Here is a 23170-nt window from a genome sequence, read left to right on the forward strand (position 1 = left end):
GGTCAGGCTGGAGTTCGGCGTCCGGCGGCGGAGACGAGGGAACGGCGGGAGGCACCGGATGGGATCGGTAGTGGCGCGCGCCGCCGCGCTGGCGGGGGCCTTCGCCGCCGGTGCGGCGGCCGCGCATCTGGCCGGCCTCCCGTACCTCAACCGGCTCACCGGCGACCTGCAGCGCTCCCGGGAGCGGATCCTCGCCACCCGCGAGGAGGAGCGGCGGCGGCTGCGCAACGACCTGCACGACGGGCTCGGCCCCACCCTGGCGGGGCTGGCGATGTCGCTGGACGCCGCCCGCCTCACGCTGACCGGGGAGCCGGAACGGATCGAGCCGGTGCTCACCGAGCTGCGCGACCGGCTCGCCACCGCCGTCGGGCAGATCCGCGAGATGACGTACGGCCTGCGCCCGCCCGCGCTCGACGACCTCGGCCTGGCCGCGGCGATCGAGTCGCTGGCCGAGGGCTGCTGCGACCGGGTGGACGTGCGGTTCGACGGCGAGCAGGGCGGCCTGCCCGCCGCCGTCGAGGTCGCGGCCTACCGGATCGTCGAGGAGGCGCTGGCCAACGTCCGCAAGCACGCCCGCGCCGGCACCGCGCTGGTGCTGATCAGCCGGGACGCCGACCTGCACATCATGGTCGCCGACTCCGGCGTCGGTCTGCCCGACCAGCCGCGCGGCACCGGCCTGCCGGCCACCGGCGGGCTGGCCCGGATGCGGGAGTGGGCCGCCGAGGTCGGCGGCGCCTGCACCGTCACCACCCGCCCCGGCGTGGGCACGATCGTCTCCTCCCGCCTGCCGCTGGCGGTACCCGGCTACCATCGGGCATTCAGCGGCGAAGGCGGGCGTACATGAGCACGAGCACCGATCCGGGCGCGGGTTCCGGCACGGGCGGCGGGGAGACGATCAGGGTCCTGATCACCGACGACCATCCGGTGTTCCGGCAGGGCCTCAAGGGGCTGCTGCAGGCGCTGGGCGTCGAGGTCGTCGCCGAGGCCGAGTGCGGCCCGGACGCGGTACGGCTCGCCGCCGAGCTCCAGCCCGACGTGGTCGTGATGGACCTGCACATGCCGGGCGGCAACGGCATCGAGGCCACCCGCACGATCACCCGTACCAGCCCCCGGATCGGCGTCCTGGTGCTGACGATGTTCCAGGACGACGACTCGGTCTTCGCCGCGATGCGCGCCGGCGCCCGCGGCTACCTGCTGAAGGAGTCCGGCGCCGAGGAGATCGCCCGCGCGGTGCGGGCGGTCGCGGCCGGCGAGGCCATCTACGGTCCCGAGATCGCCCGCCGCGTGCTGGCGTACTTCACCGAGATGCCCGATCCCAGGCAGACCGCGTTCCCGCAGCTCACCGAGCGGGAGCGGGAGGTGCTGGAGCTGGTCGCCCAGGGCCGCAGCAACCAGGAGATCGCCGGCACGCTCTTCCTGAGCCAGAAGACGGTCCGCAACCACGTCAGCAACATCTTCATGAAGCTGCACGTCGCCGACCGCGCCCAGGCCATCGTGCTGGCCCGGGAGGCGGGACTCGGCGAGTCCGCCGCGCGCGGCCCCGCGACCTGACCGCGGCCCCCCCGGCCCTGGAGCCCCGATGGGGCCCCGGAAACGCCGAACGCCCCTCCGGAGAGGGGCGCCCGAACGTCGATCGCTAGGCCGACTTCTCGCGCGGCTCGCGCTTGGTGCGCTCGCGCGGCACGAGGGTCGGGTTGACGTGTTCGAGGACGGCCTCGCGGGTGATGACGACGCGGGCCACGTCCTGGCGGCTCGGCACCTCGTACATCACCGACTGGAGGACCTCCTCCATGATGGCGCGCAGCCCGCGCGCGCCGGTGCCGCGCAGGATGGCCTGGTCGGCGATCGCCTCCAGGGCGTCGTCGCTGAACTCCAGGTCGACCCCGTCGAGCTCAAGGAGCCGGTGGTACTGGCGTACCAGGGCGTTCTTGGGCTCGGTGAGGATGTTGATCAGCGCGTCCCGGTCCAGGTTGTGCACGCTGGTGATCACCGGCAGCCGGCCGATGAACTCCGGGATCATGCCGAACTTCAGCAGGTCCTCCGGCATGACGTCGCCCAGGAAGGCCGACGACTCGTCGAAGTCGGCCTTGGAGCGGATCACCGCGCCGAAGCCCATGCCCTGCTTCCCGACCCGGGACTCGACGATCTTCTCCAGGCCGGCGAAGGCGCCACCGCAGATGAACAGCACGTTCGTGGTGTCGATCTGGATGAACTCCTGGTGGGGGTGCTTGCGGCCGCCCTGCGGCGGGACGCTCGCGGTGGTGCCCTCCAGGATCTTCAGCAGCGCCTGCTGGACGCCCTCGCCCGAGACGTCGCGGGTGATCGAGGGGTTCTCGCTCTTGCGAGCGATCTTGTCCACCTCGTCGATGTAGATGATCCCCGTCTCGGCCTTCTTGACGTCGTAGTCGGCCGCCTGGATCAGCTTCAGGAGGATGTTCTCGACGTCCTCCCCGACGTAGCCCGCCTCCGTCAGCGCCGTGGCGTCGGCGATCGCGAACGGGACGTTCAGTAGCTTGGCGAGCGTCTGCGCGAGCAGCGTCTTACCCGACCCGGTGGGACCCAGCAGCAGGATGTTCGACTTGGCCAGCTCGACCGCGTCGTCCCGCCCCGTGTCGCCGGACTGGATGCGCTTGTAGTGGTTGTAGACGGCCACCGAGAGCGCCTTCTTGGCCGTGTCCTGCCCGATGACGTAGGAGTCCAGGAACTCGTAGATCTCCCGCGGCTTGGGCAGGCTGTCCCACTTGAGGTCGGAGGTCTCGGAGAGCTCCTCCTCGATGATCTCGTTGCAGAGATCGATGCACTCGTCGCAGATGTACACGCCCGGACCCGCGATGAGCTTTTTGACCTGCTTCTGGCTCTTTCCGCAGAACGAGCACTTGAGCAGGTCACCACCGTCGCCGATGCGTGCCACCCAACTGTCTCCTTTTCGTGGGGCCGCCCGCCTTGGAGGATGCGAAGCAGCTCGGTTGCGTCCCGAAGGCTTTCGACGTTGGACTCGACGTTACCGCCTCCAGCGGACTTGGTAAGCCCCCCGCCCGGAAGTATGACGACCGGGCCGGGGGTCAACCGCGTCCGAATGCCGTCTCAGGACGACACTACCTCGGCCTTGCGCTTCCTGCTGACGAAGACGTCGTCCACCAGACCGTAGTCCTTGGCCTCGTCGGCCGTGAGGATCTTGTCGCGCTCGATGTCGCGGCGCACCTGCTCCAGGTCCTTGCTGGTGTGCCGTGCCAGGATCTCCTCCAGCAGATCGCGGATCCGCATGATCTCGCGGGCCTGGATCTCGATGTCGCTGGACTGCCCGTAGGTGCCCTCGGTGGCCGGCTGGTGGATCAGGATCCGCGAGTGCGGCAGCGCCGCCCGCTTGCCCGGGGTGCCGGCCGCCAGCAGCACGGCCGCGGCCGAGGCGGCCTGGCCGATGCAGACGGTCTGGATGTCCGGCTTGACGAACTGCATCGTGTCGTAGATCGCCGTCATGGCCGTGAACGAGCCGCCGGGCGAGTTGATGTAGATGCTGATGTCGCGGTCGGGGTCGATCGACTCCAGCGTCAGCAGCTGCGCCATCACGTCGTTCGCCGAGGCGTCGTCGATCTGGACGCCCAGGAAGATGATCCGCTCCTCGAAGAGCTTGTTGTACGGGTTCATCTCCTTGACCCCGTACGTGGTGCGCTCGACGAACGACGGAATGATGTAGCGGTTGTCCACGGGCATCGGCGCGCCGCCGCCCACGGCGCCGGGCCGCATCAGATCGCTGAAGCCCGGCCGGATCATGTCGCTCATGGTGGGTGCCTCCGTAAGTCGTTCAGGCCGTCAAGAGACCGTGCCCTCGGAGGGCACCTGGTTCGCGCTGAGCACCACGTGGTCCACGAAACCGTAGTCCTTGGCCTCGTCGGCGGTGAACCAGCGGTCGCGGTCGGAGTCCCGCTCGATCTGGTCGAGCGACTGCCCGGTGTGTTCGGCGATCTTCTCGGCGAGCGTCTTCTTCACGTACAGCATCTGCTCGGCCTGGATCTTGATGTCGGAGGCCGTGCCGCCGATGCCGCCGGACGGCTGGTGCATCATGATCCGGGCGTGCGGGAGCGCGTAGCGCTTGCCGGTCGTGCCGGCGCACAGCAGGAACTGCCCCATCGAGGCGGCCAGACCCATGCCGACCGTCACGATGTCGTTCGGCACGTACTGCATGATGTCGTAGATCGCCATTCCCGCGGTCACCGAGCCGCCGGGCGAGTTGATGTACAGGGTGATGTCGCGGCGGCCGTCCTCGGCCGACAGGAGCAGCAGCTCGGCGCAGATGCGGTTGGCGATGTCGTCGTCGACCTGCTGGCCGAGGAAGACGATCCGCTCGCGCAGCAGCCGCTGGAAGAGCTGGTCGCCCAGGGGCAGCAGCGGCGCCTCAGCGACGCGCGACTGGATCCGGGTCGACTCTTCGAAAGTCGGAGGCATGCTCACCGGGTGTTCCTCCGGTCCTTTTATCGGTTCGGATGATTGGACATTAACGCGCCGCGAGGGCCGGTTAAGCCCGCAGGCCCTGCTTTTCGCTGGCGGCGTACCCGCGCATGAACATCTCATTGACCGGGCACCCGTCCCCGCGGGACCTCCGGCCCCGCGGCCCCCAGGAACGCCGAACGCCCCGTACCCGGATAGGGCACGGGGCGTTCAGAGGCGCGGACGGGCACGGGGCCCAGGACCGCGCGCCGGCACGGCACGCGATCCACCGCCGGACACCGCTCAGGCGTCCTTGGGCTCGTCCTTCTTCGCGTCCTCGGCGGGCTCCTCCGCCTCGGCGGCGGGGGCCTCGGCGGCCTCCCCGGCCTCCGTGGCGTCCGCCTCGTCAGCGGCGTCCTCAGCGTCCTCGGCGTCCTCGGCCTGGACGGTCTCGCCGGTCTCGCCGCTCAGCTCGCGGCGGACGGCCTCGACGTCGATCTCGTTGCCGGACTCGTCCTTGACCGTGACGTGCTCGACCAGGAGATTGAGCGCCTTGCTGCGCAGCACCTCGGAGACGATCGCCGGGAGCTGGTTGTTCTGGGTGAGGTACTCGGCGAGCTGCTGCGGCTGCACGCCCATCTGCATCGCCTGGGTGACGACGTACTCGCTGAGCTCCTCGTTCTCGACCCCGAGCTCCTCCTGGACGGCGAGCTGGTCGAGCACGAAGCCGCCCTTGACCGCCTGGCGGGCGGCCTCGGCGAGCTCGGTCTCGAAGTCCTCCTCGGACTTCTCCTCGTCCTTGAGGTAGTCCTCCTTGGACATCCCGGCCATCTGCAGCTGCTGCTCCAGCTGCTGCTCGCGGCGCTCGATCTCCTCGGTGACGACCTTGTCGGGCAGCGGGATGTCGACCTTCTCCAGGAGGGCCTCCAGGGCCTTGTCCCGGGCGTCGGAGATCTGCTGCAGCCGCACCTGCCGGTCCAGCCGGGTGCGGACGTCCGCGCGCAGCTCCTCGATCGTGTCGAACTCGCTGGCCATCTGGGCGAACTCGTCGTCCAGCTCGGGCAGGTTCTTGACCTTGACGCTCTGCGCGGTGACCGTGATCTCGGCCTCCTCGCCGGCCCGCTCGCCGCCGACCAGCGTGCTGGTGAACGTCTTGCTCTCCTCGGCGGACAGCCCGATCAGCGCCTCGTCCAGGCCCTCGATGGCCGACTCGCTGCCGACCTCGTAGGAGTAGCCGGAGGTGGAGGCGTCCTCCACCTCCTCGCCGTCGATCTTGGCCGACAGGTCGATGGTGGCGAAGTCGCCCCGCTCGATCGGCCGGTTCGCGGCGGTGAGCGAGGCGAAGCGCTCGCGCAGGTTGCCGATGGCCTCGTCGATCTGCTCGTCGCCGACCTCGGCGTCGTCGACGGTCACTTCCAGGCCGTCGTAGTCCGGTACCTCGAACTTCGGCCGGATGTCCACCTCGGCGGTGAACGCGAACTGCTTGCCGTCGTCCAGCTCGGTGACCTCGACCTCGGGCTGGCCGAGAACGAAGATCTCGGTCTCCTCGACGGCGCGGCCGTACAGGTCGGGAAGCGCGTCGTTGACCGCCTCCTGCAGGACCGCACCCCGGCCGACGTACTTGTCGATCAGCGGGGCGGGGACCTTGCCGGGCCGGAAGCCCTTGATCCGCACCTGCTGCGAGATCTCCTTGTACGCCTTGTCGAGGTTCGGCTTGAGCTCGTCGAACGGTACCTCGACGGTGAGCTTGACCCGCGTGGGGGTCAGCTCCTCGACATCGGTCTTCACTGGGGTTGGTCTCCTTGATCGGGCGCTGTCTCGGCCGCGGCGTTCGACGCGTACTCAGCCAGCCGGTATCTCCAGCTCTCATGTGGCGGGCGCGGGCACGCCGAATAAACGGGTCCGCGCGTTCGCGCGCCAAGTCTATGGGGTAGCGGCGAGGACTGCGGACATCCGCCCGTTCCCGGTGGGGGAAGTTCGCTGCGGCGTGAGGCTCCGGTTACAGCGCGCAGCGGGTCGAGAACATGTGTTTTTGGCTAATCTTTGATGATCGACTGTGTGTCGCGGGAGTGTGACATTGCGCATCGCCGCGTTCATAATCGGCAAGGATGAACGGGATAGTTGCGGCCTTCGCGGCCACCGGCCTGTACTACATCGGCTTCGCCGTGTTCAAGCTGGCCGCGGACCGGATGGAGCGGCTCCGCGGCGACCGGGTCTTCCACATCGCCCGGGTCATCCTGTCCAGCGGGGTCTTCCTGGGCGGGCTGGCGCTCGTGCTCGGCGGGCTGGGGCTGCAGATCCTCGCGCTGCGCGAGCTGTCGCTGGGCATCGCCGTGCCGATCTTCATGTCCGGCGTGCTGCCGCTGCTGGTGATCGCGATGGTGTTCTTCGGCGACCGGCTGACCGCCCGCGAGTGGCTCAGCCTGCTGCTCATCGCCGCCGCGGCCGGGCTGATCACCGCGTCGATCGGCAACCCGCCGCCGATCCGGGCCGCGGACGTGCCGGGATGGCAGCTCGCCGTGGTCGTCACGCCCGCGCTGCTGGTGCCGCTGCTCCTGCTGCTCACCGGCGAGTCGCGGCCGGACGGCCGGCACGCCCGGCCGATCACCGGGATCGCGTACGGGCTCGGCGCCGGCGTCCCGATCGGCACCGCCGAGCTCAGCATCAAGGGCTGGAGCGACGCCGGGATCGGCGCGGACAGCCTGGCCACGCCCTACCCGTACGTGACGGTGGTGTCGGCGGTGATCGGGTTCGGCATCCTGATGCTGGCGTTCCAGCGCTGCCGGGTGTCGATCGTGGCGGCCGTGATGACGGTGACCGCGAAGGCGCACCTGCTGGTCACGGGCACGCTGCTGTTCGGCGAGCCGTGGCCGGGGGACGCGCCGCACTTCGCGATGCGGATGGGCGCGCTGCTGCTGGCCGCGCTCGCCCTGCTCCAGTTCCCCCGGCACCGGCCGGTCGCCGGGCCGCCCGAGGCCGGTAGTGGACGGCCGGGTCCGGGCCCGGACCCGTTCGGGCGGCCGGCCCACGAGCGGTTCGCCGCCGGCCGCCCGGCCGTCCCGCAGCCCCTCGCCGCGCCGCCGGACGAGCGGGCGAGCGCGTTCGACCGGCCGCGCGGCCGGACGGCGCCGGGGCGGGGCGGGCCGCCGCGGTCGGCGGCCGGGCATCTCGCCCCCGACCGCGACACCGGCCCGCACGCGCTCTTCGGCCCGGCCTCGCCCGGCCCGTACGAGACGGGCGAGCGGCCGCTGCCCGTACCGCCGCCGCGGCCCGGCCCGTACGCCCGGGACCCGCTGGGGCGCGGCCCGGACGGGCGGCGGGACGTGTTCGACGACGGCACGTACGAGATCGAGGAGCAGTTCGGCACCGGGCCGTTCGGGGTCGTCGGCCCGGAGGCGGAGGCCAGGGCCGAGAACGACCGCCGGCGCCGCAACCGCTGAGAACGGCGCGGCGCCGGGCCCGCCGCGGATGGGGCGGGCCCGGCGCCGTCGCGCGTGAACGGTCCGTCAGCGGCGCTTGCCGCGGTTCTGGTCCGGCAGGCCCTTGTCGAGCCCGGCGCGGCGCAGCGCGTCGGCCATGGCGCCGCCGCCCCCCTGACCGCCGCCGCCGCTCTGGTTGCCCCGGCCTCCCCCGCGGTTGCCGCCGCCCTGGCCGCCGCGGCCGCCCTGGCCACCACGGCCGCCACCGCCACCGCCGCCCTTGCGCTGCTGGCGCGGGCGCGCGTCACCGCGGCCGCCGCCCCGCTCACCGCCGCCGCCCTTCTGGGCGTCGTCGTCGAGCCGCAGCGTCAGCGAGATCCGCTTGCGCTGGAGGTCGACCTCCAGGACCTTGACCCGGACGATGTCGCCCGGCTTGACCACCTCGCGCGGGTCCTCGACGAACTTGTTCGACATCGCGGAGATGTGCACGAGCCCGTCCTGGTGCACGCCGACGTCCACGAACGCGCCGAACGCCGCCACGTTCGTCACCACGCCTTCGAGGACCATGCCGGGCTCCAGGTCCGACAGCTTGTCGACGCCCTCCTTGAACGTCGCCGTCTTGAACGCCGGGCGCGGGTCGCGGCCCGGCTTCTCCAGCTCGGCGATGATGTCGGTGACGGTCGGCAGCCCGAACGTGTCGTCCACGAAGTCGGCCGGCCGCAGCGACCGCAGCGCCGCGGTGTTGCCGATCAGGCCGCGGATGTCGCCGCCGCCCGCCTCGACGATCCGGCGGGCCACCGGGTACGCCTCGGGGTGCACGCTGGAGGCGTCCAGCGGGTCCTCGCCGCCGGGGATGCGCAGGAAGCCCGCGCACTGCTCGAACGCCTTGGGCCCGAGCCGCGGCACCTCCTTGAGCCCCGCCCGGGTCCGGAACGGGCCGTTGGCGTCGCGGTGGGCGACGATGTTCTCCGCCAGCCCCTCGGCGATGCCCGACACGCGGGTGAGCAGCGGCGCGGACGCGGTGTTGACGTCCACGCCGACGGCGTTCACCGCGTCCTCGACGACGGCGTCCAGCGAGCGCGACAGCTTCACCTCGGACACGTCGTGCTGGTACTGGCCGACCCCGATGGACTTGGGGTCGATCTTGACCAGCTCGGCCAGCGGGTCCTGGAGGCGGCGGGCGATCGAGACGGCGCCGCGCAGCGAGACGTCCATGCCGGGCAGCTCGCGGGCGGCGTACGCGGAGGCCGAGTACACCGACGCGCCCGCCTCCGACACCATGATCTTGGTGAGCTTGAGGTCGGGGTGCCGCGCGATCAGGTCGGCGGCCAGCTTGTCGGTCTCCCGCGAGGCGGTGCCGTTGCCGATGCTGACCAGGTCGACCTTGTGCTCCCTGGCGAGCTTCGCCAGCGTCTCGATCGACTCGTCCCAGCGGCGCCGCGGCTCGTGCGGGAAGATCGTGTCGGTGGCGACGACCTTGCCGGTGGGGTCCACGACCGCGACCTTCACGCCGGTGCGCAGGCCCGGGTCCAGGCCCATGGTGGCGCGGGTGCCGGCGGGCGCGGCCAGCAGCAGGTCCTTGAGGTTGGCGGCGAACACCCGGACCGCCTCGTCCTCGGCCTCCTGCCGCAGCCGGGTGCGCAGGTCGATGCCGAGGTGGACCTGGATGCGGGTGCGCCAGGCCCAGCGCACCGCGTCCGCCAGCCACTTGTCACCCGGCCGCCCCTGATCGGAGATCTGGAAGCGGCGGGCGATCTCGACCTCGTACGAGGTCCGCTCGCCCGCCTCGACGCCCTCCTCGGGCTCCAGGTCGAGGTCGAGGACCTCCTCCTTCTCGCCCCGGAAGAGCGCCAGCACGCGGTGCGAGGGCAGCTTCGAGAACGGCTCCGCGAACTCGAAGTAGTCGGAGAACTTGGCCCCCGCCTCCTGCTTGCCCTCCCGCACGCGCGAGACCATCCGGCCCTGGTTCCACATCCGCTCGCGGAGCGTGCCGATCAGGTCGGCGTCCTCGGCGAACCGCTCGACCAGGATCGCGCGGGCGCCCTCCAGCGCGGCGGCCTCGTCGGCGACGCCCTTCTCGGCGTCCACGTACGCCTTCGCGGCGGTCTGCGGGTCGTTGGACGGGTCGTCCAGCAGCAGGACGGCCAGCGGCTCCAGCCCGGCCTCGCGGGCGATCTGCGCCTTGGTGCGGCGCTTGGGCTTGTACGGGAGGTAGATGTCCTCCAGCCGGGCCTTGGACTCGGCCGCGGTGATCTGCGCGCGCAGCTCGTCGGTCAGCTTGCCCTGGGACTCGATCGACTCCAGGATCGCGGCGCGCCGCTCGTCCAGCTCGCGCAGGTAGCGCAGCCGCTCCTCGAGCGCGCGGAGCTGGCCGTCGTCGAGGGCCCCGGTGGCCTCCTTGCGGTAGCGGGCGATGAACGGCACCGTGGCGCCGCCGTCGAGCAGGTCCACGGCGACCCGTACCTGGCCCTCGCGAACGTCGAGCTCCGTCGCGATCCGCTGAGTGATCGGCGCGACGGCGGAACCCGCGTCAGGCCCGGTAGTGGGTGTCTGGCTGATGGATGCGGTCACGATCTGAATTCGCTTTCTCCCCTGAGGTGTAGCCCAAGCATTGTCCAGGGATCGGGCGCAGTTGTCGCGCCGCCCAGGAACCTCGTCCGTAAAGTCGGCTCTCGACCTCCCCGAATGGTGGGCTTAGCACCACTGATCCTGGGGCCCGGTACCGACACAATATGGGCATGGCGGTGCGGACCCTGGAGGCTGCGATGGTGGACGGCGGGGGCGGGGGCGGGGTCGTCCGGGCCGGGCTGCTGACGTGTGTGCGGGGGCTGGTGCAGGCCGTGCTGTCGCAGGCGGCGTGCATTCCGCTGTTCGTGGTGACGGTGCTGTCGATCGCGTTCATCCCGCTCGGGGTGGGGGTGGTGCTGGCGCCGGTGGCGATCGGGGCGATGCGGGGGCTGGCGAACGCGCAGCGGGTGTGGGCGGCGGAGTGGTCGGGGGTGCCGATCCCGGTTCCGTACCGGCCCGCGCCGGTGCGGGGCGGGCCGTTCCGGCGGCTGTGGGGGCTGCTGGGCGATCCGGCGACGTGGCGGGACCTGCTGTGGACGCTGCTGAACGCGCCGGTCGGCCTGCTGCTGGGGCTGCTGCCGGCGTGCCTGCTGGCGTACGGGCTGGAGGGCGTCCTGGTGGCGCCCTGGCTGGGGCAGATCACCTTCTACGGGTGGGGGCCGTTCTGGCCGCTGGACGCCTGGGGCCCGATCGGGATCGTGGGGCCGATGGTGTTGGGCGCGGTGCTCATGGTGGTGGCGTTCCCGGCGGGGCCGCGGATCCTGAAGGGGCACGCGCTGTTCTGCCAGTCGCTGCTGTCCCCCGCGCGGACGGCGCTGGCCGAGCGGGTGCGGGAGCTGACGGAGACGCGGTCGGAGACGGTGGACGCGTCGGCGGCCGAGCTGCGCCGGATCGAGCGGGACCTGCACGACGGGGCGCAGGCGCGGCTGGTGGCGCTGAGCATGAGCATCGGGCTGGCCGAGGAGCTGATGAAGCACGATCCGGAGGCGGCCGGGAAGCTGCTGGCGGAGGCGCGGGCGGACAGCGGGCAGGCGCTGACCGAGCTGCGCGACCTGGTTCGCGGCATCCATCCGCCGGTGCTGGCCGAGCGGGGGCTGGACGGGGCCGTGCGGGCGCTGGCGCTGTCGGTGCCGCTTCCGGTGGACGTCCGGATCGACCTGCCGGGGCGGCCGGACGCGCCGGTGGAGTCGGCGGCGTACTTCGCGGTCGCCGAGATGCTGGCGAACATCGTCAAGCACAGCGGCGCGGGGCGGGCGTGGATCCAGATCGAGCACGGCGGCGGGCGGCTGGTTCTGATCGTCGGCGATGACGGGACGGGCGGTGCCGATCCGGCGGCGGGGAGCGGGATGCGGGGCATCGAACGGCGGCTGGCCGCGTTCGATGGGACGATGGCGGTCACGAGCCCGCCGGGCGGGCCCACCGTCGTGACCATGGAGTTGCCGTGCGCGTTGTCATCGCCGAGGACCTCGCCCTCCTGAGGGACGGGCTGATCCGTCTGCTGGAGGCGTTCGGGTTCGAGGTCGTGGAGGCGGTGGACAACGGGCCGTCGCTGGTGCGGGCGCTGACGGCGCACCGTCCGGACGTGGCGGTGGTGGACGTGCGGCTGCCGCCGACGTTCACCGACGAGGGGCTGAAGGCGGCGCTGGAGGCGCGCAAGGAGATCCCCGGGCTTCCGGTGCTGGTGCTGTCGCAGCATGTGGAGCAGCTGTACGCGCGGGAGCTGCTGTCCGACAGTTCCGGCGGGATCGGCTACCTGCTGAAGGACCGGGTGTCGGAGGTGGGGCAGTTCGTGGACGCGGTGCGGCGGGTGGCGGCGGGCGGCACGGCGCTGGATCCGGACGTGGTGGCGCAGCTGCTCACCCGGCACGCCCGCGAGGAGCCGCTCCAGGCGCTGACTCCCCGCGAGCGGGAGGTGCTGGGGCTGATGGCCGAGGGCCGGTCGAACGCGGCGATCGCGTCGGCGCTGTTCGTGACCGAGAAGGCGATCAGCAAGCACACCAACTCCATCTTCGGCAAGCTGGGCCTGCCGCCGTCCGAGGACGACAACCGGCGGGTGCTGGCGGTGCTCGCCTACCTCGGCACGTGAGCGGTCACCGGACCCACGGCGGGACGAGGCGCTCGCCGTCCTCGGGGGCGATGTCGCAGTCGGAGTCGGCGTCGTAGACGCGGCTGCCGGCGGGGGCGGTGACGACGGCGGTGAAGCCGGTGCCGGGTGCGGTGGTCACCTGGCGGGGGACGTCGGCGGGCATGACGAGGGTGTCGCCGGCGGTGACCTCCAGGGTCTCGCCGCCGAGGACGACGGTGGCGCCGCCGTCCAGGAAGCACCAGATCTGCTCGGTCTCGAAGGCGTGCCGGGGTCCCTGCCTTCCGGCGGGCATGTCCACGTGCCAGACGGCGGTGCCCGCGCCGCCCTGGGTGGGCGAGGCGAGGGTGGTCATGACGGCGATGGGCGTCTCGGTGCGGCGGCGGTCGGCATGGCGGACGAGGGTCATCGGGCGGTCCTTCCCTAGAATGGTCAATCAGGTTGTCCAACTCGGATCAATAGTCAACGAGGTTGTCTTTTATGTCAAGCGAGCCGGGCACCGGCCACGAGCTGCCGCTGCGGATGCTGATGGCGTTCCGCGCGATCGTCGACGAGGTGCACGCCGAGCTGGCGCGCGCCGGCCATCCGGACCTGCGCCCCATGCACGGCTTCGTCTTCCAGGCGATCGGGCCGGACGGCACCACCGCGGCCGAGCTGGGCCAGCGGCTCGGCGTCTCCAAGCAGGCCGCGGGCAAGACCGTCGAGTCGCTGGAGCGGATGGGGTACGTGGAGCGCGCCGCCGATCCCCGGGACGCCCGGCGGAAGATCGTCCGGCTCACCGGGCGGGGGCTGGACTCGCTGGCCCGGTCGGCGGCCGCGTTCGACCGGATCCGCGCCCGCTGGGCCGCCGACCTGGGGGCGGACCGGCTGGGGGCGCTGGAGGACGACCTGCGCCGGCTGACGCCCGCGGACTTCTTCCGCCTGGACACGCCCGGCTGGTTCGGCGGCGCCTGACGGCGGGCCCTTGCCATCCGCACTAATTATTAGGAAACTTTCCTAAGAGCGGGGTTCTGTTGTGAGGTTCGGGGGACGAGCTGAACGGAGAACTCATGTCCAGAGGGAAGCCACGAGCAAGGGCGGCACGCGCCGCCATCGCGCTGGCCGCCGCCGCGGCGACGGCGCTGCTGGGCGCCCAGGCGCCCGCCCGGGCGAAGGCACCGGCCGCACCGCAGGCTCCCGCCGCGGCCGCCGGCGACAAGGTCATCGGCTACTTCGCGCAGTGGGGCGTCTACGGGCGCAACTACCACGTCAAGAACATCGACACCAGCGGCTCGGCCGCCAAGCTCACCCACATCAACTACGCGTTCGGCAACGTCACGAACGGCCAGTGCGCGATCGGCGACTCCTACGCCGACCACGACCGCTTCTACCAGGCGTCCGAGAGCGTCGACGGCCAGGCAGACACCTGGGACGCCGGCGCGCTGCGCGGCAGCTTCAACCAGCTGCGCAAGCTCAAGAGGAAGCACCCGCACCTCAAGGTCATCTGGTCGTTCGGCGGCTGGACCTGGTCGGGCGGCTTCGGGCAGGCGGCGCGGAACCCGGCCGCGTTCGCCGAGTCCTGCCACAGGCTGGTCGAGGACCCGCGCTGGGCGGACGTGTTCGACGGCATCGACATCGACTGGGAGTACCCGAACGCCTGCGGGCTGACCTGCGACACCAGCGGGCCGGCCGCGTTCCCGGCCCTGATGTCGGCGCTGCGCTCCCGGTTCGGCTCCGGCGACCTCGTCACCGCGGCGATCACCGCCGACGGCACCGCCGGCGGCAAGATCGACGCCGCCGACTACGGGGGCGCGGCCCGGTACGTCGACTGGTACCTGCCGATGACGTACGACTACTTCGGCGCCTGGGACGCCGACGGCCCGACCGCGCCGCACTCGCCGCTGCGCTCGTACGACGGCATCCCGATCCAGGGCTTCCACTCCGACGCCGCCGTCCAGAAGCTCAGGGCCAAGGGCGTCCCGGCGGACAAGCTGCTGCTCGGCGTCGGCTTCTACGGCCGCGGCTGGCGCGGCGTCACGCAGAGCGCGCCCGGCGGCGCGGCGGCCGGCGCGGCGCCCGGCACGTACGAGCAGGGCATCGAGGACTACAAGGTCCTCAAGACCCGCTGCCCGGCCACCGGAACGGTCGGCGGCACCGCGTACGCCAAGTGCGGCGACCAGTGGTGGAGCTACGACACCCCCGCCACGATCGGCGGCAAGACGGCGTACGCCCGCGGCCAGGGCCTCGGCGGCGCGTTCTTCTGGGAGCTGAGCGGGGACACCGCCGGAGGGGAGCTGGTCACCGCGCTGCGCGCCGGTCTCGGCTGACACCCCCGGCTGAGATCATGAACGCATGAGCGACTGGAAACTGGACCGCACGTACGACGGCGCCGCCGGCGAGATCCGCTGGACGGCCTTCGGCAGGGAGGACGGCGACCCCGTCGTCCTCCTGCACGGAACCCCGTTCTCGTCGTACGTGTGGCGCCACGTCGGCGCCGCCCTGGCGAGCCGCTACCGCGTGTACGCATGGGACATGCCCGGCTACGGGACGTCGGAGAAGTCCGCCGGGCAGGACGTCTCCCTGGCCGCGCAGGGCCGCGCGTTCGCGGACCTGCTGGAGCACTGGGGGCTGGCCGGCCCGCACGTGGTGGCGCACGACTTCGGCGGCGCGGTCGCTCTGCGCGCGCACCTGCTCCACGGGGCCGGGTACCGGCGGCTGGCACTGGTCGACCCGGTGGCCCTGGCCCCGTGGGGCTCGCCGTTCTTCCGGCTGGTGAACGAGAGCGCGGAGGTGTTCGAGCGGCTCCCGGAGAACCTGCACCGCGCGCTCGTCCGCGAGTACATCACCACGACCGGCGGGCCCGGCCTGCACCCGGCGACGCTGGACGCGCTCGTCGAGCCGTGGCTGGGCGAGGCCGGCCGGCCGGCGTTCTACCGCCAGATCGCGCAGGCCGACCAGCGGTACACCGACGAGATCCAGGGCCGGTACGGGGAGATCGCGATCCCCGTCCTGGTGTGCTGGGGCACCGCGGACGCCTGGATCCCGGTGGCCAAGGCGCACGAGCTGGCCGCCGCGATCCCGGGCGCCCGCCTCCGGCTGATCGAGGGCGCCGGGCACCTCGTGCAGGAGGACGCCCCCGCCGAGCTGACCGCCGCGCTCCTGGGCTTCCTGGACGGCCCGGCGGACGGGCCGGGCGGGCCGGACGCATGATCGAGGCCGTTCTCTTCGACATCGACGACACGCTCGTGGACCATTCGGGCGCCGCCCGGGAGGCGGTGGTGGCGGCGTTCCCGGAGGCCGACGCGGCACGGGTCGCGCGCCGCTGGTTCGAACTGGAGGAGGAGTACTACGAGCGCTACCTGGCGGGCGAGCTGGGGTTCGCCGAGCAGCGCCGGCTGCGGGTGACGACCCTGGCCGCCGAGCTGGGCCTCGGCGAGTGGGCGGCGGCCCGCGCCGACGCCTGGATCGCCGCGTACGCGGAGCGCTACAAGGCCGGCTGGCGGCTCTTCCCGGACGTGGCCGCGTGCCTGGACGCGTGCGGGCTCCCGATGGCCGTCGTCACCAACAGCAACGGCGACTTCCAGCGGACCAAGCTGGCGGCGGTGGGCCTGGACGGCCGGTTCCCGATCGTCGTGGCGTCCGAGGACGTCGGCGTCGCCAAGCCCGACCCGGAGATCTTCCGGGTGGCGTGCCGGCTGCTGGACGTGGAGCCGTCCCGGACGGCCTACGTCGGCGACCGGCTGACGACCGACGCGCTGGGCGCGCGGGCGGCCGGGCTGCGCGGCGTCTGGCTGGACCGCTCGGGCGGCGCGGCGCCGGACGATCCGGGCGTCGTCCGCATCACCACGCTCGCCGACCTGGCGGCCGTCCTCGCCTGACCCGCGCCCGCCCTAGGCGGGCAGGTCGGCGTCGCAGAGCGCGCAGACGTAGTAGGCGTCCTTCACCAGGTTGAGCTCGCCGCACGCCGGGCAGCGGCGGAAGACGAACGCGTCGGTGAAGCCGCCGGGGTGCGCGATCCCGGCGCGGTCGAGGGCCGCGGCGACGGCGGGCCACGACTCGGGGCCGGGGCGGTAGCCGGTCGACTGGTTGGTGACGGCCGCCACTCCCCCGTCCGCGAAGGTGATCTCGCCCGCGGCGCGGACGGGCGCGCCGCCCGCGCAGGCGACGTGCTCGCTGCGGCGCGGCGCGAGCCGCAGCGTGCCGGCGAGGTCGACGACGTAGGTGAACGGCTCGCCGCGCTCGTCGCGGCCGCGGCCCGCCAGCCAGTCCCGCGCGTCGGCCGCCGACCGGATCGGGGCGCCCTCCCGGCCCGGCACGGCGGCGGCCCGGATCTCGGGCGGGCCCGTGTAGTCGTAGCGCATCTACGGATAATGGGCTGCCCGTGGCCGCGGGCGCGAGGTAATTTGGACGGCATGTCCCGTCACGAGGTGGGGCGGCGAGCTAGCCGCGCCGAGCCGGAGAACGCGCAGCCGTGCGCGGCCCGGCTCGGCGGTGTGCGCCGTCGTCCCGTCGACCTCGTGAGGGCTTTCCATGCGTTCGCCTGAAATCCGGCAGACCTTTCTCGACTTCTTCTCCGCGCGCGGACACCGGGTCGTGCCGTCCAGCACGCTCGTCCCGTCCGATCCCACGCTGCTGCTGACCGGCGCGGGGATGGACCAGTTCAAGCCGTACTTCCTCGGCCGGGCCGAGCCCGGCCACCCGCGCGCGGCCTCGGTGCAGAAGTGCGCGCGGACGTCCGACATCGGCAACGTCGGCCGCACGGCGCGGCACTCGACGTTCTTCGAGATGCTCGGCAACTTCTCGTTCGGCGACTACTTCAAGGAGGAGGCGGTCGGCTGGGCGTGGGAGCTGCTCACCGAGGGCTTCGGGCTGGAACCGGAGCGGCTCTGGGCGACCGTCCACCTCGACGACGAGGAGGCGGAGCGGCTGTGGCTGCGGCTCGGCGTCCCCGCGTCCCGGATCCAGCGGCTCGGGATGGCCGACAACTACTGGTCGATGGGCGTGCCGGGGCCGTGCGGGCCGTCGTCGGAGCTGCACTACGACCGGGGCCCGGCGTTCGGGCGCGAGGGCGGCCCGGCGGTGGACGGCGAGCGCTACCTGGAGGTCTGGAACCTCGTCTTCATGCAGAACGTCCGCGGCGAGGGCCCCGCGAAGGAGGGCTACCCGATCGTCGGCGAGCTGCCGGCGCGCAGCATCGACACCGGCCTCGGCCTGGACCGGCTCGCGGCGATCCTCCAGGGCGTCGACACGCTGTGCGAGACCGACCTCGTCGGGCCGGTGCTGCGGCTCGTCCAGGAGATGGCGGGGCGCGAGTACCCGGGGCGGGACGGGTCGGAGGCGTCGCGGTCGTTCCTGGTGGCGGCCGAGCACGCGCGCACGATCGCGTTCCTGGTGGCGGACGGCGTGCTGCCGTCCCAGGACGGGCGCGGGCACGTGCTGCGGCGGCTGATGCGCGGCGCGGTGCGGCACGCGCGGCTGCTCGGCATCGACGGCCCGGTGCTGCCCGCGCTCACCGCCCGCGTCGTGGAGACGCTCGCGCCCGCGTGGCCCGAGCTGGAACGCGGCCGGGAGCTGATCCGGCAGGTCACCGAGGCGGAGGAGGAGGGCTTCGACCGGGCGCTGCGGCAGGGTTCCCGGGTGCTGGACTCGGCGATCGCGAAGGCGCGCTCGGCGGGCTCCCCGGTGCTGCCCGGGCGGACGGCGTTCGACCTGCTCAACATCCACGGGTTCCCGGTCGATCTGACGGTCGACGCGGCGCGGGCGGCGGGGCTGGCCGTGGACGAGGACGCGTTCGCGACGCTGCTGGACGAGCAGCGGCGCCGCGCGCACCGGGACGGGCAGGGCCGCAAGGGCGGCGCGGTCGCGCGGCGCGAGCTCTACGGGCGGGTCGCGGCGCGGCACGGGACGACCGCGTTCACCGGGTACGACGCGACGTCCGGCACCGGCCGCGTGGTGGCGCTGCTGGACGGCGCCGGCCTCACCGGGCACGCGTCCGAGGGCGGCGAGATCGAGGTCGTCCTGGACCGGAGCCCGTTCTACGCGGAGTCGGGCGGGCAGGTCGGCGACACCGGGACGCTCCGTACGGACTCGGCGGTCCTGGAGGTCGTGGACACCCGCCTCGGCGTGGACGGCCTGCACGTCCACACGGCGCGGGTGACCGAGGGCGAGGTCCGTACCGGGCAGGAGGCGGAGGCGGCCGTGGACGGCCGGCGCCGGGCGGCGGTCGCGCGGTCGCACAGCGCGACGCACGTCCTGCACGCGATGCTGCGCCGGTTCCTGGGCGAGCACGCGGCGCAGCGCGGCTCCCGCGTCGAACCCGGGCGGCTGCGCTTCGACTTCGCGCACTTCGCGGGCGTGGACGTCGAGGCGGTGCAGGCGCTCGTGAACGACTACCTGCTCGACGACCCGGACGTGCGGGTCTGGGAGGCGGACCGGGACGAGGCGGTGGCGGCGGGGGCGGTCGCGATGTTCGGCGAGAAGTACGGCGACCGCGTCCGGGTCGTCGACATCGGCGACGCGTCCCGGGAGCTGTGCGTCGGCACGCATGTCGGGCACGGCACGCAGGCGGGGCCGCTGCGCATCGTCGGCGACACGTCCGTCGGCACCGGGCTGCGCCGGATCGAGGCGCTGACCGGCGCGGACGCGCTGCGCCACCACGACCGCGAGCACGCGCTGCTGGCGGAGCTGGCGGCGCTGCTCAAGGTCCCGGCGGACCAGGCGCCCGCGCGGCTGCGGCAGCGCCTGGAGGTGCTCGCGGCGACCCGGCGCGAGCTGGACGCGCTGCGCGCGGCGGAACGCGCCGCGCTCACGTCCCGGCTGGCGGACCGGGCGGAACGCCTGCCGGACGGCTCGTGGCTGGTCGCGGAGGTCGTCCCGGACGACGTCACCGACGGCGACCTGCGCCCGCTCGCGCTGGACGTGCTGGCGCTGCGGCCGGGCACGGTCGTCCTCGGCACCCGCGCGGGCGGCCGGGCGACGCTCGTCGCGGCGCTGTCGGACGGCCGCGGCCCGGCCCGCGAGGTGCTCGCGGAGGCGGCGGCGGAGGTCGGCGGCGGCGCGGGCGGCAAGGGAAGTGTCGCCCACGCGGGCGGCCGCCGCCCCGAGCACCTGGAACGCGCGGTGGCGCGGGCGGCGCGCACCGCGCGCGCCTTGATCTCCTGACGCCCCGGCGTATCGTCCGACATACCGGGCGAAAGGAGACAGCGGTGCTGCGGGTGTTCTGTTTCGGCCATCTCGGCGTGACCGTGGAGGACGTCTACCTGGTGGATCCCGATCCCGTCCGGGGCGGGCGCGAGCGCGGCGTGCGGGTCGAGCTGCGCCTGCTCGCGCCCGAGCCCTGGCGCGGCTCGCGCAGCGCGTCCCAGAAGGTCGTGGCCGACCGCGCGGTCTGGCGCGCCGACTTCCTGGAGACCGCCGCGGGCGGGCCCGGCACCAAGGACCGGATGCACTTCCATCCCGGCATGCGGGACAACGAGCCCGGCCGCCGCACCTTCGTGGAGGAGCTGACCAGCGACCCGATGGGCTGGCTGGAGCAGCAGCTCTCCGACCCCGCCGCCCTCCTGGAGGCCGCCGGGATCGACGCCCCGAAGGCCGGGCCGCCCGCCCCCGCGGACCTCGCCGAGATCGTGCGGACGGTGTCCGCCGTCCTCGACGAGGTCCGCGCCGGGGACCGCGCCACGGTCGCGGTCCCCCCGGGACCGCGCGAGGGCGGCTACTGACCCCCGTACCGCCAGACGGTCGCGGCCCAGGCGCCGCTGTTGTCGCCGTGCAGGAGCCCGGCGGCCAGCAGCGTCCGCGTGCCCGGCACGCGGACGATCGCCCGGACGCTCGCGGCGGTGCCGTCCCCGAGCGGCGCCGGCTCCCTGGTCACCCGCCCCTCCGAGTAGTGCAGCAGGTAGGCGGACCCGTGGACGTTCGTGGACGCGATCCACAGCCCGCCGCGCCCGTCGGACGCCAGCCGTTCCAGGGAGTCCTGCGGCGCGTCGATCCGCACCTGCCGCCAGCGGCGCCCGTTCCAGTGCCAGAGCACCGAACCCGGCCACACGCCCTCGTCCTTGCCCAGGACCGCGCTCGCCCAGATGTCGTCGGGCGCCAGGGCGAGGATGTCGCCCGGCAGCGCGAAGACGTCCGGCGGCAGCTGGGGCTCGGGAAGGCGCACGGTCCGCCACGCCGACCCCGTCCACCGCATCGCGACCACCGACCGGTCCGCGGCCTGCCCGATCGCCCACGGCCGCCCGCCCGGCGGATCGCTGACCGCCTGCGCGGTCGCGGGCATCGGCGCCACCGTCCAGCGCTCCCCGTCCCACCGCCGCGACACCGGCTCGTCCCCCTCGGCGGCCGGCCGGGTTCCGACGACCCAGGCGCTGCGCGGCCCGGTGACGGCGGCGTCGTGGATCCAGGCGTACTCCTCGAACGCGGTCGTCCGCCACGCCGTGCCGTCCCAGCGGTGCCCGTAGGTGAGGCCGTTCCCGTCGATGCCGAACACCCACGCGTTCCGCGGAGAGGACGCGCCGACGTGCGTCAGCGACGCGTAGGACGTCGTGCCCGGCGGCGCGGGCGCCGCGACGTCCCGCCAGGCCGTGCCGTCCCAGCGGCTGATCTTCTGTGGTTCGCCGGGCTCGCCGCAGCACGGCCCGGACCCGACCGCCCAGGCGTCGTCCGGCCCCGTCGCGGCGATGTCGCCGAAGTCGTCCTGCGGGAACCCCGGCGAGGTGTGCGCGACCCGCCAGCCGGTCTCGGCCGCGGCCGGCGCCGCTCCCAGGCCCAGTGCCAGCACCGCGCAGGCCAGCACCGTGAGAATCGTGGACCGCATGCTCCCTCCATCCCGCGCTCGCCGAAGCGGGGATCCGTGAGCACTCGTCGCCTACCCAGAAGGACGGACGATCTTCCGCGCCGGTTTACCGCTAGCCGTTCGGCAGGATCACCGCCCGGCCGTCGACCCTGCCGGCGTGCAGCCGCTCGTACGCCCGCGGCGCCTCGTCGATCGAGTACGTCTCCACATGCACGTCGACCGCCCCGGCCCGCGCCAGCTCCAGTACCTCGATCAGCTCCGACCGGCTCCCCCAGTACGGCGTCCGCACCGCCATGTCGTACGGGTTGACCCCGAACCCGACCCTGGCCGTACCGCCGCCGATCCCGACCAGCATCACCGCCGAGTCCACGCCCGCGACCGCCACCGCGAGATCCACCGTCGCCTGGACGCCCACGAAGTCGAACACCGCCTCCGCGCCGCCGGTCATCTCCCGTACCCGGCCGGCCGCGTGCTCGTCCGACTTCAGCGTCTCGTGCGCGCCGACCTTGCGGGCCAGCTCCAGCTTCTCCTCCGACACGTCCAGCGCGATCACCCGCGCCGGCGACAGCGCCCGGATCAGCTGCACCCCCACATGCCCGAGCCCGCCCGTGCCGATCACCACCGCGGTGCTGCCCGGCACCAGCTTCGGCAGCGCCCCCTTGATCGCGTGGTACGGCGTCAGGCCCGCGTCCGTCAGCGGCACGTTCTGGACCGGGTCGAGTCCCTTCAGCGGCACCAGATGGCGCGGATCGTCGACCAGCATGTACTCGGCGATCGCGCCCGGCGCCCCCAGCCCCGGCGGCCGGATCTCCAGCTCGTCGGCGCGCAGGCAGTAGTTCTCCTTGCCGCGGCTGCACTCCAGGCACGTGCCGCAGCCCCACGGCCCGTACACCGCGACCGACTCGCCGACCTCCAGCCCGGTGACGCCGTCGCCCAGCGCCTCGACCGTCCCCGCGCCCTCGTGCCCCAGCGTCAGCGGCAGCCCGAACGGCACCTCCGGCCAGCTCATCACCGCGATGTCGGAGTGGCACACCCCCGCCGCGGTCACCTTCAGCAGGACCTGCCCCGGCCCCGGTTCCGGCTCGGGCACGTCCACGACCTCGGGAGATCCCCCGACCTCCCGGTACTGAACAGCCTTCATACGTCTCCCCCTCACCTCAGGAGGATCTCTACCCCGGCGGCGGCAGGAACTCCCGCCTGACGGCGTGCAGCCACTCCTCCACGGCCGCCTCGTCGGGCCGCTCCGGCAACGGCGTCCGCGTCGCGTCGAAGTCCGCCTCGGCCTTCGCCAGCACGGCCCTCGCCTCGTCCAGCTCGCCCTGCGCGACGCGCTCGCCGAAGTCCCGGTACCACTGCGGATCGTCCAGCCGCACCCGCAGCGTCCCCGTCCGGTAGAGCCCGAGGCCCTGGTGGATCAGCCGCGCCAGATGCCGGGCGTGCTTGGCCGTCCGCTTCCGCGTGTCCGCCGAGAACGACCCGTCCCCGCGACCCTCCAGCCGCCTGAACTGCGACACCGCGTACCCGTAGTAGGCGTCCCGCACCCGTCCCGCCGAGAGGAACGCCTCCCGGATCCCGACGAGCCGCTCCCCCAGTTCCGTGCGGACCTCGTACTCCTCCAGCCACAGCAGCTCGGTCACCGTGGGATTCACCCCGAGGCACAGGCCGGCGAACTTCCCCGCCTCGTGCTCGGTGACGTCCGGGTCCGTCCTGACCCGCGTGGCCTGCTTCCCCGTCGGCGGCCGCAGCCCATGGAACAGCACCGTCGGCGCCGCGAACACCGCCAGCCGGTCGACATCGGACTCCGGCGTCGCCAGCCCGTACGCCGTCGACCCCACGACCCCTGCCAGCAGCACCTCGGCGATCTCCACGACCCCTCCTCGGACGCGAAGGACCCCGCCTCCCTCT

21 protein-coding genes are annotated in these 23170 nt (G+C 73.2%); 11 read left to right on the plus strand and 10 right to left on the minus strand.

Annotated elements, in window-relative coordinates:
• Nucleotides 1-58 precede the first annotated feature (58 nt).
• On the plus strand, nucleotides 59-844 hold the full coding sequence (locus ACA361_RS30100; protein WP_375017525.1) for a sensor histidine kinase: 786 nt from the start codon (nucleotides 59-61) through the stop codon (nucleotides 842-844).
• Entirely contained in the window at nucleotides 841-1551 is a 711-nt protein-coding gene (locus ACA361_RS30105) for a response regulator (protein ID WP_375017527.1), read from the plus strand. Before ACA361_RS30100 ends, ACA361_RS30105 begins: the two co-directional genes overlap by 4 nt.
• 85 nt (nucleotides 1552-1636) lie before the next feature.
• Here the strand turns inward: ACA361_RS30105 and clpX are convergent, their stop codons facing one another.
• From clpX to tig, 4 genes are all read right to left on the minus strand, one after another.
• Entirely contained in the window at nucleotides 1637-2911 is a 1275-nt protein-coding gene (gene clpX, locus ACA361_RS30110) for an ATP-dependent Clp protease ATP-binding subunit ClpX (protein ID WP_375017529.1), read from the minus strand.
• Between the two features lie 173 nt (nucleotides 2912-3084).
• Entirely contained in the window at nucleotides 3085-3744 is a 660-nt protein-coding gene (locus ACA361_RS30115; RefSeq protein ID WP_375017891.1) for an ATP-dependent Clp protease proteolytic subunit, read from the minus strand.
• A gap of 66 nt (nucleotides 3745-3810) precedes the next feature.
• Nucleotides 3811-4443, minus strand: a complete 633-nt coding sequence (locus tag ACA361_RS30120) for a ClpP family protease (RefSeq protein WP_375017893.1) — start codon at nucleotides 4441-4443, stop codon at nucleotides 3811-3813.
• Nucleotides 4444-4728: 285 nt separating this feature from the next.
• Nucleotides 4729-6213 (minus strand): trigger factor, encoded by a 1485-nt coding sequence (tig, locus tag ACA361_RS30125; protein ID WP_375017531.1) that lies wholly within the window; start codon nucleotides 6211-6213, stop codon nucleotides 4729-4731.
• Nucleotides 6214-6533: 320 nt separating this feature from the next.
• On the opposite strand from tig, the gene ACA361_RS30130 reads away from it, so the two are divergent.
• Nucleotides 6534-7865 (plus strand): hypothetical protein, encoded by a 1332-nt coding sequence (locus ACA361_RS30130; protein WP_375017533.1) that lies wholly within the window; start codon nucleotides 6534-6536, stop codon nucleotides 7863-7865.
• Between the two features lie 66 nt (nucleotides 7866-7931).
• Here the strand turns inward: ACA361_RS30130 and ACA361_RS30135 are convergent, their stop codons facing one another.
• Nucleotides 7932-10403 (minus strand): Tex family protein, encoded by a 2472-nt coding sequence (locus ACA361_RS30135; RefSeq protein WP_375017895.1) that lies wholly within the window; start codon nucleotides 10401-10403, stop codon nucleotides 7932-7934.
• 179 nt (nucleotides 10404-10582) lie between these two features.
• On the opposite strand from ACA361_RS30135, the gene ACA361_RS30140 reads away from it, so the two are divergent.
• Together ACA361_RS30140 and ACA361_RS30145 are read left to right on the plus strand one after the other, a co-directional pair.
• Nucleotides 10583-11890, plus strand: a complete 1308-nt coding sequence (locus ACA361_RS30140; RefSeq protein WP_375017535.1) for a sensor histidine kinase — start codon at nucleotides 10583-10585, stop codon at nucleotides 11888-11890.
• Entirely contained in the window at nucleotides 11854-12498 is a 645-nt protein-coding gene (locus tag ACA361_RS30145) for a response regulator (protein WP_375017536.1), read from the plus strand. Before ACA361_RS30140 ends, ACA361_RS30145 begins: the two co-directional genes overlap by 37 nt.
• Before the next feature lie 4 nt (nucleotides 12499-12502).
• Here the strand turns inward: ACA361_RS30145 and ACA361_RS30150 are convergent, their stop codons facing one another.
• The gene (locus tag ACA361_RS30150; RefSeq protein WP_375017538.1) at nucleotides 12503-12904 is read right to left on the minus strand and encodes a cupin domain-containing protein; all 402 of its coding nucleotides are present in this window, start codon (nucleotides 12902-12904) and stop codon (nucleotides 12503-12505) included.
• Between the two features lie 71 nt (nucleotides 12905-12975).
• Between ACA361_RS30150 and ACA361_RS30155 the strand changes: the two genes are divergently transcribed.
• The 4 genes from ACA361_RS30155 (at nucleotide 12976) to ACA361_RS30170 (ending at nucleotide 16352) form a co-directional block, all read left to right on the plus strand.
• Nucleotides 12976-13449: a MarR family winged helix-turn-helix transcriptional regulator gene (locus tag ACA361_RS30155; protein ID WP_375017540.1), complete on the plus strand. Its 474-nt coding sequence runs from the start codon at nucleotides 12976-12978 to the stop codon at nucleotides 13447-13449.
• Between the two features lie 95 nt (nucleotides 13450-13544).
• Entirely contained in the window at nucleotides 13545-14801 is a 1257-nt protein-coding gene (locus ACA361_RS30160; RefSeq protein WP_375017542.1) for a glycoside hydrolase family 18 protein, read from the plus strand.
• Nucleotides 14802-14826: 25 nt separating this feature from the next.
• Nucleotides 14827-15684 carry an alpha/beta fold hydrolase gene (locus ACA361_RS30165; RefSeq protein ID WP_375017544.1) on the plus strand — a complete coding sequence of 286 codons (858 nt, stop codon included), beginning with the start codon at nucleotides 14827-14829 and terminating at the stop codon, nucleotides 15682-15684.
• A complete protein-coding gene (locus tag ACA361_RS30170; RefSeq protein ID WP_375017546.1) occupies nucleotides 15681-16352 on the plus strand; it encodes an HAD family hydrolase in 672 nt (223 codons plus the stop codon). Before ACA361_RS30165 ends, ACA361_RS30170 begins: the two co-directional genes overlap by 4 nt.
• 12 nt (nucleotides 16353-16364) lie before the next feature.
• On the opposite strand, the gene ACA361_RS30175 is transcribed toward ACA361_RS30170, so the two are convergent.
• Nucleotides 16365-16835 (minus strand): hypothetical protein, encoded by a 471-nt coding sequence (locus tag ACA361_RS30175; RefSeq protein WP_375017548.1) that lies wholly within the window; start codon nucleotides 16833-16835, stop codon nucleotides 16365-16367.
• 169 nt (nucleotides 16836-17004) lie between these two features.
• Between ACA361_RS30175 and alaS the strand changes: the two genes are divergently transcribed.
• Together alaS and ACA361_RS30185 are read left to right on the plus strand one after the other, a co-directional pair.
• Nucleotides 17005-19635, plus strand: a complete 2631-nt coding sequence (gene alaS, locus ACA361_RS30180) for an alanine--tRNA ligase (protein WP_375017550.1) — start codon at nucleotides 17005-17007, stop codon at nucleotides 19633-19635.
• Nucleotides 19636-19679: 44 nt separating this feature from the next.
• Nucleotides 19680-20192, plus strand: a complete 513-nt coding sequence (locus tag ACA361_RS30185; protein WP_375017552.1) for a hypothetical protein — start codon at nucleotides 19680-19682, stop codon at nucleotides 20190-20192.
• Here the strand turns inward: ACA361_RS30185 and ACA361_RS30190 are convergent.
• The 3 genes from ACA361_RS30190 to ACA361_RS30200 form a co-directional block, all read right to left on the minus strand.
• Nucleotides 20186-21286: a hypothetical protein gene (locus ACA361_RS30190; protein WP_375017554.1), complete on the minus strand. Its 1101-nt coding sequence runs from the start codon at nucleotides 21284-21286 to the stop codon at nucleotides 20186-20188. The two genes, ACA361_RS30185 and ACA361_RS30190, sit on opposite strands and share 7 nt — an antisense overlap.
• Before the next feature lie 91 nt (nucleotides 21287-21377).
• Nucleotides 21378-22406: an NAD(P)-dependent alcohol dehydrogenase gene (locus ACA361_RS30195; protein WP_375017556.1), complete on the minus strand. Its 1029-nt coding sequence runs from the start codon at nucleotides 22404-22406 to the stop codon at nucleotides 21378-21380.
• Between the two features lie 28 nt (nucleotides 22407-22434).
• Nucleotides 22435-23133: a DNA polymerase beta superfamily protein gene (locus ACA361_RS30200; RefSeq protein WP_375017558.1), complete on the minus strand. Its 699-nt coding sequence runs from the start codon at nucleotides 23131-23133 to the stop codon at nucleotides 22435-22437.
• Nucleotides 23134-23170: the final 37 nt, after the last annotated feature.

Source organism: Actinomadura sp. 21ATH (genome assembly GCF_041951345.1).
GTDB lineage: Bacteria > Actinomycetota > Actinomycetes > Streptosporangiales > Streptosporangiaceae > Spirillospora.